The organism is Sphingorhabdus buctiana, from assembly GCF_042680825.1.
Taxonomy (GTDB): domain Bacteria; phylum Pseudomonadota; class Alphaproteobacteria; order Sphingomonadales; family Sphingomonadaceae; genus Sphingorhabdus_B; species Sphingorhabdus_B buctiana.
On sequence record NZ_JBHUEL010000003.1, the window covers coordinates 150765 to 163920 of the forward strand.

General features: G+C 60.3%; 16 protein-coding genes. 7 read left to right on the forward strand and 9 right to left on the reverse strand.

Annotated features, from left to right (window positions below):
* Positions 1 to 65: 65 nt before the first annotated feature.
* Positions 66 to 548 carry a four-helix bundle copper-binding protein gene (locus ACFSAG_RS03760; RefSeq protein WP_381511528.1) on the forward strand — a complete coding sequence of 161 codons (483 nt, stop codon included), beginning with the start codon at positions 66 to 68 and terminating at the stop codon, positions 546 to 548.
* Here ACFSAG_RS03760 and ACFSAG_RS03765 read toward each other — a convergent pair.
* From ACFSAG_RS03765 to tsaD, 3 genes are read right to left on the reverse strand one after another with little or no spacing between them, the layout of a single operon-like run.
* The gene (locus ACFSAG_RS03765) at positions 489 to 1985 is read right to left on the reverse strand and encodes a lipopolysaccharide biosynthesis protein (protein WP_381511530.1); all 1497 of its coding nucleotides are present in this window, start codon (positions 1983 to 1985) and stop codon (positions 489 to 491) included. The two genes, ACFSAG_RS03760 and ACFSAG_RS03765, sit on opposite strands and share 60 nt — an antisense overlap.
* 46 nt (positions 1986 to 2031) lie before the next feature.
* Entirely contained in the window at positions 2032 to 3018 is a 987-nt protein-coding gene (locus tag ACFSAG_RS03770; RefSeq protein ID WP_381511532.1) for an NAD(P)H-dependent glycerol-3-phosphate dehydrogenase, read from the reverse strand.
* Positions 3015 to 4049 carry a tRNA (adenosine(37)-N6)-threonylcarbamoyltransferase complex transferase subunit TsaD gene (gene tsaD / locus ACFSAG_RS03775; RefSeq protein WP_381511534.1) on the reverse strand — a complete coding sequence of 345 codons (1035 nt, stop codon included), beginning with the start codon at positions 4047 to 4049 and terminating at the stop codon, positions 3015 to 3017. Before tsaD ends, ACFSAG_RS03770 begins: the two co-directional genes overlap by 4 nt.
* A 41-nt stretch (positions 4050 to 4090) precedes the next feature.
* On the opposite strand from tsaD, the gene hemC reads away from it, so the two are divergent.
* The 4 genes from hemC to ACFSAG_RS03795 all read left to right on the forward strand — a co-directional run bounded on the left by hemC (position 4091) and on the right by ACFSAG_RS03795 (position 7287).
* A complete protein-coding gene (gene hemC / locus ACFSAG_RS03780; RefSeq protein WP_381511536.1) occupies positions 4091 to 5014 on the forward strand; it encodes a hydroxymethylbilane synthase in 924 nt (307 codons plus the stop codon).
* 2 nt (positions 5015 to 5016) lie between these two features.
* On the forward strand, positions 5017 to 5703 hold the full coding sequence (locus ACFSAG_RS03785) for a uroporphyrinogen-III synthase (protein ID WP_381511538.1): 687 nt from the start codon (positions 5017 to 5019) through the stop codon (positions 5701 to 5703).
* A gap of 22 nt (positions 5704 to 5725) precedes the next feature.
* A complete protein-coding gene (locus ACFSAG_RS03790; RefSeq protein WP_381511540.1) occupies positions 5726 to 6490 on the forward strand; it encodes a hypothetical protein in 765 nt (254 codons plus the stop codon).
* Positions 6491 to 6600: 110 nt separating this feature from the next.
* Complete coding sequence (locus ACFSAG_RS03795; protein ID WP_381511542.1) at positions 6601 to 7287, forward strand: esterase/lipase family protein; 687 nt, start codon at positions 6601 to 6603, stop codon at positions 7285 to 7287.
* Here the strand turns inward: ACFSAG_RS03795 and ACFSAG_RS03800 are convergent, their stop codons facing one another.
* The 3 genes from ACFSAG_RS03800 to ACFSAG_RS03810 all read right to left on the reverse strand — a co-directional run bounded on the left by ACFSAG_RS03800 (position 7288) and on the right by ACFSAG_RS03810 (position 9508).
* On the reverse strand, positions 7288 to 8271 hold the full coding sequence (locus ACFSAG_RS03800) for a glycerophosphodiester phosphodiesterase (protein WP_381511544.1): 984 nt from the start codon (positions 8269 to 8271) through the stop codon (positions 7288 to 7290). It lies immediately after the preceding gene.
* Positions 8272 to 8348: 77 nt separating this feature from the next.
* Positions 8349 to 9161, reverse strand: a complete 813-nt coding sequence (locus ACFSAG_RS03805) for a kinase (RefSeq protein WP_381511546.1) — start codon at positions 9159 to 9161, stop codon at positions 8349 to 8351.
* A complete protein-coding gene (locus ACFSAG_RS03810; RefSeq protein ID WP_381511548.1) occupies positions 9158 to 9508 on the reverse strand; it encodes an arsenate reductase in 351 nt (116 codons plus the stop codon). Before ACFSAG_RS03810 ends, ACFSAG_RS03805 begins: the two co-directional genes overlap by 4 nt.
* A 55-nt stretch (positions 9509 to 9563) precedes the next feature.
* Here ACFSAG_RS03810 and ACFSAG_RS03815 point away from each other — a divergent pair, with 55 nt between their 5' ends.
* Positions 9564 to 9947: a DUF1330 domain-containing protein gene (locus tag ACFSAG_RS03815; protein ID WP_381511549.1), complete on the forward strand. Its 384-nt coding sequence runs from the start codon at positions 9564 to 9566 to the stop codon at positions 9945 to 9947.
* A gap of 43 nt (positions 9948 to 9990) precedes the next feature.
* Positions 9991 to 10485, forward strand: a complete 495-nt coding sequence (locus ACFSAG_RS03820; RefSeq protein ID WP_374612389.1) for an asparaginase domain-containing protein — start codon at positions 9991 to 9993, stop codon at positions 10483 to 10485.
* Here ACFSAG_RS03820 and ACFSAG_RS03825 read toward each other — a convergent pair.
* The 3 genes from ACFSAG_RS03825 to guaA are packed head-to-tail and all read right to left on the reverse strand — an operon-like array spanning position 10482 to position 13107.
* A complete protein-coding gene (locus ACFSAG_RS03825) occupies positions 10482 to 11126 on the reverse strand; it encodes a TVP38/TMEM64 family protein (RefSeq protein WP_381511552.1) in 645 nt (214 codons plus the stop codon). The genes ACFSAG_RS03820 and ACFSAG_RS03825 overlap by 4 nt on opposite strands.
* On the reverse strand, positions 11126 to 11545 hold the full coding sequence (locus ACFSAG_RS03830) for a GNAT family acetyltransferase (RefSeq protein WP_381511554.1): 420 nt from the start codon (positions 11543 to 11545) through the stop codon (positions 11126 to 11128). The genes ACFSAG_RS03825 and ACFSAG_RS03830 overlap by 1 nt, the downstream gene beginning before the upstream one ends.
* Complete coding sequence (guaA, locus tag ACFSAG_RS03835; RefSeq protein ID WP_374612384.1) at positions 11536 to 13107, reverse strand: glutamine-hydrolyzing GMP synthase; 1572 nt, start codon at positions 13105 to 13107, stop codon at positions 11536 to 11538. Before guaA ends, ACFSAG_RS03830 begins: the two co-directional genes overlap by 10 nt.
* Between the last annotated feature and the right edge of the window lie 49 nt (positions 13108 to 13156).

The window sequence follows — 13156 nt, forward strand, 5'->3', positions numbered from 1 at the left end:
CAGCCGACGAAATGCTACGGCTCTTTTTCAGGCGCGATGCTTTTCCTCTGCAAAGGAGAATCATCATGCACGAATTGAGAGACATGATCGCACTGCACCCCCAGGTGCAAGGCAGCACCAACGACACGCTGATTGAATGCGTTGAGCAATGTTTTGCCTGCGCGCAAACCTGCATCGCCTGCGCCGACGCCTGCCTGGCAGAACCGATGGTGATGCAGCTGCAACAATGCATCCGCTTCAACCTCGACTGCGCAGATGTGTGCCTCGCTGCAGGAACGCTGGGTATCCGCCGAACAGCCAGCAATGAGTCGATGATCATCATGTTGATGGAAGCTTGCGCCGCAGCCTGTGGTGATTGTGCAGAAGAATGCGAGAAGCATGCCGACGAGCATGAACATTGCCGTTTGTGTGCTGAAATGTGCCGCGAATGCGAACAGAGCTGCACCGAAGCAGCGCGTTCGATCCGCGAAGCGGAAATCGCGAAACTGCTACCGCTTGAACAATACCCGGTCTTCTGGCCCGAAACCCCAGCGCCAGATTACCCATAGGTAGATGCCAAGGATCGCCGGGCCTCCGAAAGCCAGTTCCGCCCATTCGGGTAGGCGGGTTGCGCCAATGCCGATCAGGATCGCGGCGGCAACGGCAGGCAGCAGGCTCCAGCGCCAGATGCTTAGCGGCTCACCCAACAGTCTGGCGAGCAGCACCGCCTTGGCAAGCGAGGCAACGCCGAGTGCAAGCATCAGTGCAGCGGCCACTGCTGCGGCTTGTGCGAGGCCCAGATATTGCGGTTTGAGCCCGAGCATCGGCACCATCTCGATCAGCACCAAGCTGAGTGTGACTTGCAGTGCCAGCATGAAGAGCGAAAGGAACAGGTTGCGGTGCCGCGCCATGTAAACGAGCGCGCTTTCACTGACGACTGCGGTTGCTGCGGCCACTTCGGCGGCCAACAGGAATGCCATCGCGGCAGTGCCCCCGACGAACTCCGGCCCGACCAGCCCCATCACCGCCTCACCCGGTATACCAAGCGCGAGCGCAATTCCCGCCTGCGCTGCGATGATCCAGAAACCGACCTGCCCTACCTGCTTGGCAATCTCGCCATAGTTTTTCGCCTGCAGGTTGCGGGTGATGACCGGTCCCAGGATCGGATCGAAACTCGATTTCAGTTTTTGCGGCAGGCTGGCGACTTGTTGTGCGACATAATAGATACCGACCACCGCAGGGCTCGCGAACAAGCCGAGAATGGCGAGATCGAGCCGGCGGCTGCCCCATTCAATTGCGTCGGCGGCAGCGAGCGGCAGGTTGCGGCGGGCGAGCGCGTATAATTCGGATGGTCTGGGTTTCCAGCCCCAAGGCAGCCCGTAACTGCGCACCAGTGGCCACATCGCGGCCAGCATCGCAGCGATAATCGAAACGACATAAGAGAGGATAAGGCCGTCGCGCGCCGAGTAGAAGAACAACGCGCCAGCAGCGATGCTGATCGTCCAAGGCTCGACTATCGCGCGCGCCCTTACGGTCGATGCAACGTCGAAACGATAGGCGAGCGCGGCAAGCGCGATGTCGGTCCAGACAATGGCAAATATGGTGAGCGGTAGGAACCGATCGAGCCCGTTCAAGGCGCTGTTCGGGAACATCAATTGCGGCAGGGCAATCAGAACCGCCGCCCCGATTGCGGAAGCGAAAGTCGCGACCAGCATCGCATCGCCAACGACATGCGTGTCAGGCCGATCCTGCTTCGACAAGGCCTCGGCCAGCCCGCGCCGCAATCCGAGTGTTGCCAATTGCGCAACAAATTCGACGATCAGGATCGCATAGGCAAAACGCCCCAGCACCTCTGGCCCGTAAAGTCGCCCGGCGATGAACAGGAAGGGGATACGCGCGGCAAGCCGCAGCACGAAGCCGAACACATTGGTCCGGCCACCCTTGGCGAGCGCCTTCAGATCGGCTTCGTTCTGCGCCGTGGCTTCCGTGCCGGTATTGACTGTCATCCCCCTTCGGAACTGTTGGGCATAGTAACGCGGCCCGAGGCCGATGTCACCTTTCGGCCTTCAGCGGCCGGGAAAGCAATGCTTCCACGACTTGCCCGACGCTCGCACTGCCATCGAGCAATGCACAGACCGCCGCCACGATCGGCATTTCGACGCCCAGGCTGATCGCCGATTGCAAGAGGACGGGTGCGGTAAAGGCGCCCTCTGCGACGGTGCGCCGGTCTGCCATCAACTCGGTGGCAGACTTGCCCTGCCCCAACCCGCGGCCCAACGAAAAGTTCCTGCTGTTTTCGGAGCTGCATGTCAGCACCAGATCGCCCAGCCCCGACAACCCGGCCAAAGTTTCAGCCCTTGCCCCGCGTGCGAGGCCGTAACGCTGCATTTCGGCAAAGCCGCGCGCGATCAGCGCCGCCCGGGCATTCAGCCCCAGCCCCGCGCCATCCACCACACCGCAGCCAATGGCGAGCACATTCTTCACCGCCCCGCCAATCTCTGCCCCCACGACATCGTCGGACCAATAGGGTCGAAAGGCGGGCGTTGCGACCAGCCGCACCAGCACCTTGCCCAAGGCTTCACTTTCGCAAGCCAATGTGATTGCGGTCGGTTTGCCCGCTGCCACTTCATGCGCAAAAGTCGGGCCCGAAAGCACCGCGAGAGGATTTTGTGGACGCAGTTCGGCAACGATTTCGGAGACAAGCAATTGCGTGCCAGCCTCTATGCCCTTTGCACATAGCAAGAACGGCGCATCGGTTTGCGGCAGGGATTGCAGCGTAGAGCGCAAATGCTGTGCGGGCGTGACCAGCAACAACGCCGAACAGCCGGCCATTTCGGCTATGTCTCCGGTCGCACGGATATGCGCCGGCAAGTCGAGATTGGGCAGGTAAAGCGGATTACCCCTGCCGCTGTTGACCGCATCGACCACTTCGGGTTCGAGCGCCCACAACAAAACGCTGTCATGGTTTTGCGCCATGACACTAGCCAGAGCGGTGCCCCATGCGCCTGCGCCAATGATACCGATGGGTTGGCCGGTCATGCCTTCACTCCTGCCCCGCGCACTGCTTCCGCATCGGGATCGAGTGGCCATCGCGGGCGGGCGGCGATATCGAGCGGGTCGGTCAAGCCAGCAGCAAAGCGCTCTGCCCCCGCCCAGGCGATCATCGCGCCATTATCGGTGCACAACCAGTGCGGAGGCGCAACGAAACGCATGCCATATCGTTCTGCGACGCGCTGCAGCATCGCACGGATGGCTTCGTTCGCGGCCACGCCGCCAGCGACCACCAGCGCGCCGATCGGTTCGATCCGCGACAGGCTGTATTCGAGCCTGTCCTCAAGGCAATCGACCACTGCCTGCTGGAAGGAGGCGGCGATATCCTCGGGCTTGTACGATCCTGCCTCATGCGCACGCAGCACCGCGCTTTTCAGCCCTGCAAAGCTGAAATGCGGTTCATCGGCACCTTTGAGCGGCCGGGGCAACGGTACCGCTCTGGCATCGCCCTGCTTGGCGGCTTTCTCGACCGCCGGGCCACCAGGAAAACCAAGGCCCAATATCTTGGCGCTTTTGTCAAACGCTTCGCCCACCGCATCGTCGATGGTGGTGGCCAGCCGGTCATAATCACCGACGCCGTTGACGCGAAGAAGCTGGCAATGCCCGCCGGAAACGAGCAGCAGCAAATAGGGAAATTCGAGATCCGGATCGACCAGCCGCGGCGAAAGTGCATGGCCTTCCAGATGGTTGACCGCAATCAGCGGCTTGTTGGCGGCCATGGCGAGCGCCTTTGCGGTCACCAGCCCAACCATCACCCCACCAATCAACCCCGGCCCTGCGGTGGCGGCAATCGCATCGACATCCTTCAATGTCATTCCCGCATCGGCAAGCGCGGTTTCGACCAAGGGCGTCATCAGCTCGGCATGCGCGCGCGCGGCGATTTCCGGCACCACGCCGCCAAAGGCGCGATGGTGATCCTCTTGCCCCGCCAGCGCGTGGCTCAATATGGTGCGGTCGGAACGCACCAATGCCGCTGCGGTTTCGTCGCAACTCGATTCAAGGCCCAAAATCACTGCCATCGGCTTCCCCTTAGGGATGTGCCCCGCTATGGACAAGCCGCATGACCCCAAACCCCACTTCTCCGCTTCGTATCGGCACCCGTTCCTCACCGCTCGCTATGGCGCAAGCGGAGATGACCAAGGCGGCATTGCTGGCTGCGCATGGCTGGGAAGATGCGGCGGTCATCCTCGTCCCGATGCTGTCGAGCGGCGACAAGGTGCAGGATCGCCCGCTCGCCGAAATCGGTGGCAAGGCGCTGTGGACCAAGGAACTAGAGCGCGCCTTGATCGACCGCGAAATCGACATTGCGGTGCATTCGATGAAGGATGTCGAAACGATCCGTGCGGATGCTTTCCGCATTGCAGCGATGCTGCCGCGGGCCGATGTGCGTGATCGGTTGATCGGTGCAGACAGCATCGCTGCGCTTCCCAAGGGCGCAAAGGTGGGCACATCAAGCCCGCGCCGCGCCGCGCAGTTGAAGGCTCTGCGACCCGACCTCATCACCGAAAGCATCCGCGGCAATGTTGCAACGCGCCTGTCCAAAGTCGCCAATGGCGAATTTGATGCAACGCTCCTCGCCGCAGCCGGCCTTGAGCGGCTGGGGCAATCGAAGGTGGGCGTAGCGATAGCGAGCGAAGAAATGCTACCGGCCGCCTCCCAAGGTGCCATCGGCATTGATTGCCTTGCCGACCGTCCGGATGTTGCCGCTTTGCTGGGGCCGGTCAACCACCAGCCGACCTTTGATTGTGTGATGGCAGAGCGGGCATTCCTCGAAGCGCTGGGCGGCACCTGCCATTCACCGGTGGCTGCTCAGGCGACATGGGATGGCTCATTGCTCAATCTGACAGGGGAAATCCTTCGCGATGATGGCAGCGAGCGGCAAAAGGGACAAACCAGCTGCCTTCCCGGCGATCACCAAGCACCGGCCGAGCTGGCGCGCAGCCTGTTGGAAGCTTCTTCGCCCGAACTTCGGGCTTTGTTCTAGGCATGAAAATCCTCATCATACGCCCGCAACCGGGCAATGATGCCAGCGCGGCGCGCGCTCAAAAGGCAGGCCACACACCAATCCAGCTGCCTTTTTTCGAAGTTCGCATGCGAGATTGGGATGCGCCCGATCCGGCGCAGTTTGATGCACTTTTGATCACGAGCGCCAATGCCGTGCGCCATGCGGGCAATCAACTGGATGCCTTCGCCGCGCTGCCCGTGCATGCCGTCGGCAGGAACAGCGCGGATGCCGTTCGGGCGGTGGGCTTCAATCTCGCATCCACGGGAAACACTGGCGCCGAACAGGCGATCGATAACGCGCGCGAGGCAGGACATCGGCGTTTGCTTTGGCTGGCGGGCGAAGATCAGACAGCATTCGCAGTTCCCGCAGATATGCATATCGAAACGCGCGTCGTTTACGCTGCAGATCCCATCGAACTTGGTGAGGATGCGCAGCAAATGGTTTTACAAGCGGATGTCGTTGCCCTTCATTCCGCACGGGCGGCGGAGCATTTCGCCCATTTTGTCGATGCGGCGGGCCTGGATCGCAGCAGCATAGCTTTGGCTGCCTTTTCCCAAGGAATCGCGGATGCAGCGGGACATGGTTGGCGCGCGATTGCGGTTGCCGAGCGGCCCGAGGATCAAGCGCTGTTGTCGGCAGCGCACACGCTCGTTAGGATAGCGCCATAAACAGGTCGCAAGGGGAATGGGTTTGAACTGGCGAGCAGGCGTCGCGCTTTCGATTCTGGCATTTGTCGGCGGTGGTCTGGCGATTGGTTGGCTGTCGTCGTCTGGCATAACACCTTGGGAAACCGCCGCGCCACCGGCACCTGCGGTAACCGAACTGCCCGACGAAACGGCACCCCCGCCAGCCAATACGATGATGACGACTACGGTCGCCCCACAAATCCTCCAGCCGATTGCAGATTCAGCCCGCACCGAAGCAATGCTCGTTGCCATCGGGGCCCGCCGCGCGATTGCAATGGGTGCACCGCTGGGGGATCTGAATCCCCGGCTCGATGCCGCTTTCGGGAAGACGCAGCCGGAGGCGTTGAGCCGAATCCGGGCAGTCGAAAAAGAGGGGCTGACCCCGGTGAAGCTGGCAACCGAATTCGATACAATCGCCGAGAGCCTGACCGAAGACCGCGTCCTGACCTGGGATCGAATGCAGCGCGAAGTCGCAAGCCTGTTCGTGCTTCGCAAATCGGACAGCGCCAAACCGACACATGATGCGCAGTTGCAACGCATCCGTGACCTGGTGCTGACAGGCAATATCGACACCGCCATCAAATTGGTTGCACCCCTGCCAGGCGCAGCCAAGGCTGAGGATTGGCTGCTGAAGGCACGCCGGTATCGCGATGCCCAGCTAGCACTTGATGCGCTTGAGAAATCCGCCATGGCGATGCCCGTGGTCGCTCCCCAGGCGATCCCATTTGCACCAACCCCATCCGAGCAGAGCACCACTACCCAAGATTGATATGTTAAATCGCAGCCGTGACCCTGCGCTGTGGAAAATGTCATAAATCTTTCATAAATCTTTCGGGCGCTTATATCGTTGCCATGGTAACGAGGTCATTTCCTATTCCAATGCAAGAGCAAGGCGGCGCTGCACCGCCCGCCCTGCCATTACTGCTGCGCGAAGTGGCCGGATTTGCGCATACTCGAATGCGCGCCACTTTTGCACCGCCGGTGCCGCTGGAAATTGATGGTCGAGGCAAAGACGTCTTTGTAATTCCCGGATTTCTTGCATCTGATCGCACTACTGCAAGATTGCGTCGTTCGCTGGAAAAGGCGCGCTTCAGGGCGCATGGCTGGGGCCTTGGGCGCAATTTGGGTGTCGATGCAGATATCTTTGACCGGATCGACCGTCAGTTTGACCGGAACGGCATCAGTGAACTAGCAACTTTGATTGGCTGGAGCCTTGGCGGCACCATCGCTCGTGAATATGCAAAGCGCGCACCGCACCGAGTTTCACGCGTGATTACCTTGGGCAGTCCTTTTTCTGCGCATCCCCGAGCAAACAATGCTTGGCGAGTTTATGAGTTCGTAGCAGGGCACAAGGTCGACAATCCACCGGTCCAAGCGGTGCTGCACGAAAAGCCCCCGGTACCGACATTCGCCTTCTGGTCAGCACGCGACGGCGTTGTGGCTCCTGATGCGGCGCGTGGTCGCGTTGGCGAAACCGACTACGCCACCGAACTCGATTGCTCGCACATGGCCTTTGTTGCCGATCCAGACGCGATACGAGCGATTGCGCACGCCATCATAAGCTGATCAGCGCGCAGCCTCGACCGCCTCGGCGACATTGTCGCTGAAAAATCCGTCGATACCCGCGTCCAGAAACGCCTTTATTTCAGCCACCAGATCGCCGTGCGCGGCAGGGTTGATTCCGCTCTTTTGGGCAAGCGGCAGGAAATAATTTTCGCGTCTGAATGTCCAGACATGGACATCAAGGCCAGCCGCATGCGCATCGGCGACAAGCTGGGTTGGACCATCGAGGTTGCCCAATATCGTTCTTGGAATAACCATCGCCTTTTCGACACCAATCCCGTCGGCATAGGCGGCAATCGCCTGCAGCCCTTCGCGCGTGGCCATTTCCACATAGCGGACTGACGGATCGTCAGCCGGTCCATCATCTTTGGACATCAGCTGGATAAGCCGCAGCTTGGTCTTTCCGCGAAGTGCCTTCAAATTGTCGACTTCAAAGCTCTGGATGAAAAGCGGATCGTCTTTTTCCACATATCCATGCTTTTCGAGCATAGCGAGCAGGGGTGCCTCATGCGGCAACCCGATCGATGCGAAATAGCTGGGATGCTTGGTTTCGGGATAGATGCCGATGCGCCGACCGGTCTCTTTTTCCTTGGCCTTTGTGAGCCGAATGATTTCTTCAAAAGTCGGGATTTCGAACTGGCCGTCATAGGTGGTGTTGGCCTTGCGCAGCAGCGGCAACCGTTCCTTCGCGCGCAATGTCTTCAACTCGGCGAGCGTGAAATCCTCGGTGAACCAGCCGGTCATTTTCTGGCCGTCGATCATCTTGGTCGCCTTGCGGTCTGCAAACTGAGGCTTGTCGGCGACATCGGTGGTTTCGGAAATCTCATTCTCGTGCCGCGCCACGAGCACACCATCCTTGGTGAGCACCAGATCGGGTTCGATGAAATCAGCACCCTGCTCTATCGCGAGCGCATAACTGGCGATGGTATGCTCAGGCCTCTCCCCGCTCGCTCCGCGATGGGCGATGATGATTGGATCCTTTGCCATGGATGATTTTCCTTCATGGGCCTTGCTGCTCGTAAAAGCGGACAGTGCCAAGACGATAGAAAGCAGCAAGCGGAATTTCATTCACGTACCGAGATTGAGATGGGAGTGCGCGCTTCATCGAGCTGAATTGTTACATCCGCGCGACTGGGCATCTCTTCCATGATCCAGCGCGTCAATCGCTCATAATGGGCGATGAAGCGGGCGACCTGTTCGTCGGTCATCGCGGCGGCGGCGCGTTGTGCTCCGTCTTGCGCCTGGTAGGCATGTTCCTGCTCACAGCGCCATGTATGAACGACTTCAAACGAGGGCGGACGCAGATAAGCGAGCCGGTCTAACCGCGCGAACAATTCGGCGGTTTCGCCGCCCAGATGGGCATTCCAATAACGGCGCCAGATACCGTGAGGATCATCCACGCGCTCGAGTTCGTTGACCGGTTGCGCCAGCAGGTCAGCCGGAACGGGCATGGCGCCAACGCACCAGCCTTCGAAAAGCAACAGGTCGCATGGCCCCTCAAGCAATGGCCAATCGCGTGACGATAGCGGCTCGTCGGCGCGTTTGTCGAAACGCGGCAGCATTACCGGCACACCGCGTTTCACTGCATCCAAAGTTACAATCCCGATTGCGGTGTCGTGCGTCCCCGGCGGCCCGCGCGTTGCAAATAGGGGGTGCGCCTGCTCCGCCATCCCTGCACGCACCGTCCGCCCAAGATAGAGGTCGTCGAGCGAAAGCACGCCCACCTTCAATCCCTGCGCGATGAAATGCTCCGCCAATTGCGCAGAGGCAGTCGATTTTCCCGACGCCTGCGTGCCACACAGCCCGACGATCAGGGGCTGGCCTGGGGTCAGCCAGCGCTCAATCGACGCGGCCAAAGCGGTCGAAATGGGGTTCATACCCCGAACGCAGCTCCCCATTCGGGTGCCTTGAACCCGACCAATAACCCGCCCGGATATTCAAGCACCGGCCGTTTGATCATGCTTGGCTGCTCCAGCATCAGTGCAATTGCCTTACCCTCATCCAGATTGGTCTTGGCTTCATCGGGCAGTTTCTTGAAGGTCGTACCCGCGCGGTTGAGAATCGCCTCCCATCCCTTCGCTGCACACCATGTCTTCAGCTTCGCTGCATCCGCTCCGGCCTTTTTATAATCGTGGAAGCTATAGGCGATTCCCTTGCCATCCAGCCAGACGCGGGCCTTTTTCACTGTGTCGCAATTGGGGATGCCGTAAAATATGATGCTCATTTGACTGTCCTTGCTATCATCTGCTGCTCTAGCGGATGGATATGGGGAGGCAAGCATGAGGGTGCATATCGGTTGGGCAATGGTGCTCGCGTTGTTAACGGCGGTCGGCGGATACGCGGCGGCTAAGCCGACAAAGACACCCAAGGGTTATATCGTCGCCGAAGTTCAGATCACCGATGCCGAAGCCTATAAAACTTATGTACCGGGTGCGACGGCGGCGGTCGCCAAATTTGGTGGCAAGTATCTGGTGCGGGGCGGACGGGTCGAGCAACTTGAGGGGCCACCGCCTGCCGGACGTTTTGTGATTGTCGAATATCCCAGTTTTGAGGCAGCGCGTGCCTTTTACCACTCGGCAGACTATCAGGCAGTCGCTCCGATCCGGCGAAAGGCGTCAATCTCGCGCTTCTGGGTCGCCGAGGGGTTGCCTGCCACCAAATAGGCTTCGGCTTTCCCAATGGTACGCCATGGTCTATGCGCCGCGCATGGCAAACCAAGGCATCCTAATCCTCACCACTGGCGGCACGATCGACAAAAATTATTTCGACGCGCTGTCCGAATATCAGATTGTCGATAGTGGCATTCCAGCGCTGCTTGATGAAGCCCGCGTCGCCTTGCCCTATCGCCTGGTCGAGTTGATGCGCAAGGACAGCCTAGAGCTGACCGATGCTGATCGCGCGCTGATCGCAGCAGCCGCCCGCGAGGCCCCCGAAACCCGAATCGTCGTGACGCACGGCACCGACACTATGACCGAAACAGCCAAACTGCTGGCGGCCGAAGTACCCGGCAAGACCATCTGCCTAACCGGGGCCTTGAGCCCCGCGCGTTTTGCCGAAACCGATGCCAATTTCAACCTCGGCATGGCGATCGCCACCGTCCAGGTTGCACAGCCGGGCGTCTGGATTGCCATGAGCGGGCAGGTATTTGACGGGCTGAAGGTCCGAAAGGACCGCGAGGCTGGAAAGTTTGTTGCGCTCTAGCCGCGCCGCTGGTGCCACCAGCGATAGGCCAGCCATGCTGCAAGCGGCAACCCGACTGCCCCCACCAACCCCAAAGTACCAGACTGGGTCGACATTGCAGCGGCACCGATCCCGGCAAAAACAAAAGCCACTGCGAGGTTTGCCAGACCCGTGAGCAGCAGGAACAGGCGAAAAGGCATGGCAGACATTCCCGCCGCTAAAGTCGCCAATTCGGCAAATACCGGAACCGGGCGCGACAAGATCAGCACCAGGGGCCCGAGACCCTCTGCAAAGCGATGCGCGCGCGCAAGTTCCTCTTCACCAAGCAGCCTTCGGGCAAGCGGGCGGGCGGCCAAGGCACCGGCGCCATAGCCCATCAGGCTTGCCGCCATCAGCCCGGTCCAGATAACCGCCATGCCAAGGTAGAAACCGAATATCGCCCCTGCCAATGTATTGGTGACACCGTTGGGAACGGGCAGGAAGATATCCAGCGCCAGCGCGAGGATGATCAGCACCGCCACCAAGACCGGGTTATCCTCTGCCTTTGCGACTGCGGCATTGGCAATCCCCTCAATCTGGTCAGCAAAGGCCAGCGGTACGATCAGGACGAAGATCGCAACAGCCGCAAGCCCCAGCCACTGACCAATCCGCCCTCGGCCCATCAGCCGTCCAGCCTCTTGCCAAGTGTGATTACGTCCTGCTGCTCATATCCGATCGCCGAATAAAATCCGCGCGCGCCCTCATTGTCGCCGCGCACCATCAGGCGGATCGCAACGCAACCTCTGGCTTTCAACCAATCTTCCGCCGCTGCCATCAAGGCCCTGCCAAGGCCGCTGCCGCGCTGGCCATTTGCAACGGCCAGATAATAGACCCAACCGCGATGCCCATCGAAACCGACCATTGCAGTGCCGGAAAGATCGTTTCCGTCGCGGGCGATGAGGGTGGCGGAGGTCGGATTGGAAAGCGCGGTATCGAAATCACGGGCGGGATCATTCCACGGTCGGGTCAGCCCCGCCACGTGCCACAAGGCTATCACAGCGTCACGGTCAGCAACGCTGGCGGCCTCGATGCTTACTCCCATTCAATCGTTCCAGGCGGCTTTGACGTATAGTCGTAAACCACGCGGTTGATGCCCTTCACCTCATTGATGATCCGCGTGGCTACGCGGCTCAGGAATGCAGCGTCGAAGGGGTAGATATCGGCTGTCATGCCATCGACGCTGGTAACCGCGCGCAGTGCACATACGCTATCATAAGTTCGGCCGTCGCCCATCACGCCGACAGTGCGGACGGGGAGGAGCACGGCAAATGCCTGCCAGATCGCATCGTACAATCCGGCGTTACGGATTTCTTCGAGATAGACCGCATCGGCCTTGCGCAATATGTCGCAGCGTTCCTTGGTAACTTCGCCAGGGATGCGGATGGCAAGGCCGGGCCCCGGAAAGGGATGGCGACCGACAAACTGATCGTTGAGGCCCAATTCGCGGCCCAGTGCGCGCACCTCATCCTTGAAGAGTTCGCGTAGCGGCTCGACCAGCTTCATATTCATCCGTTCGGGAAGGCCGCCGACATTGTGGTGCGACTTGATCGTGACCGAAGGCCCGCCGGTGAAGGAGACCGATTCAATCACATCGGGATAGAGCGTGCCTTGGGCAAGGAAATCCGCCCCGCCCAGCTTCTTCGCCTCTTCCTCGAACACATTGATGAATTCGGCGCCGATGAATTTGCGCTTTTTCTCCGGATCGGTAACGCCCGCAAGGCCCGCCATGAAGCGTTCCTCGGCATCGACCACGACAAGCGGGATATTATAATGGTCGCGGAACAGGCTTTCGACCTGCTCGCGTTCGTTGAGGCGCAGCAGGCCATGATCGACAAAGACGCAGGTCAACTGGTCGCCGATTGCCTCATGGATCAGGATTGCAGCGACCGAGCTGTCGACGCCGCCCGAAAGCCCGCAAATCACGCGGCCCGACCCGACCTGTTCGCGGATCTCGGCAATCTTGGTCGCGCGAAATTCGGCCATCGTCCAGTCGCCCGAAAGCCCGCAGACTTTGTGGACGAAATTGGCGATCAGCTTTGCCCCATCGGGCGTATGCGCGACTTCGGGGTGGAACTGCGTGCCATAATAGCGGCGCTCATCATCTGCGATCAGCGCAAAGGGTGCGCCGTCCGAAGTTGCAACGATACGGAAGCCGGGGGCGAATTGGGTCACCTTGTCGCCATGGCTCATCCACACCTGGTGCCGCTCACCCACCTGCCACAAGCCGTCAAACAGTATGCACTCCTCGGTGACGGTCAGGAAGGCACGGCCGAACTCGCCGCCTTCACCAGTCTCATGCCCGGGGCGCACTTCGCCGCCCAATTGGTGGCTCATCACCTGCTGGCCATAGCAGATGCCAAGGATCGGCAGGCCAGAGTCAAACAGGCATTGCGGCGCACGCGGACTGCCATCTTCGGGTACTGATGCGGGCGAACCCGACAGGATGATGCCCTTGGGCTTCATCCGTTCAAACGCAGCCTCGGCGGCGTTGAATGGGGCGATTTCGCTATACACCCCAGCCTCACGCACGCGGCGGGCAATGAGCTGGGTCACCTGCGACCCGAAATCGACGATAAGGATGGAATCCGAAGGCTGGATGGTCATGGCTGGCCGTTAATGGCGAAGCGCGCGCCTGTCCAGTTGCCAGTCGCGA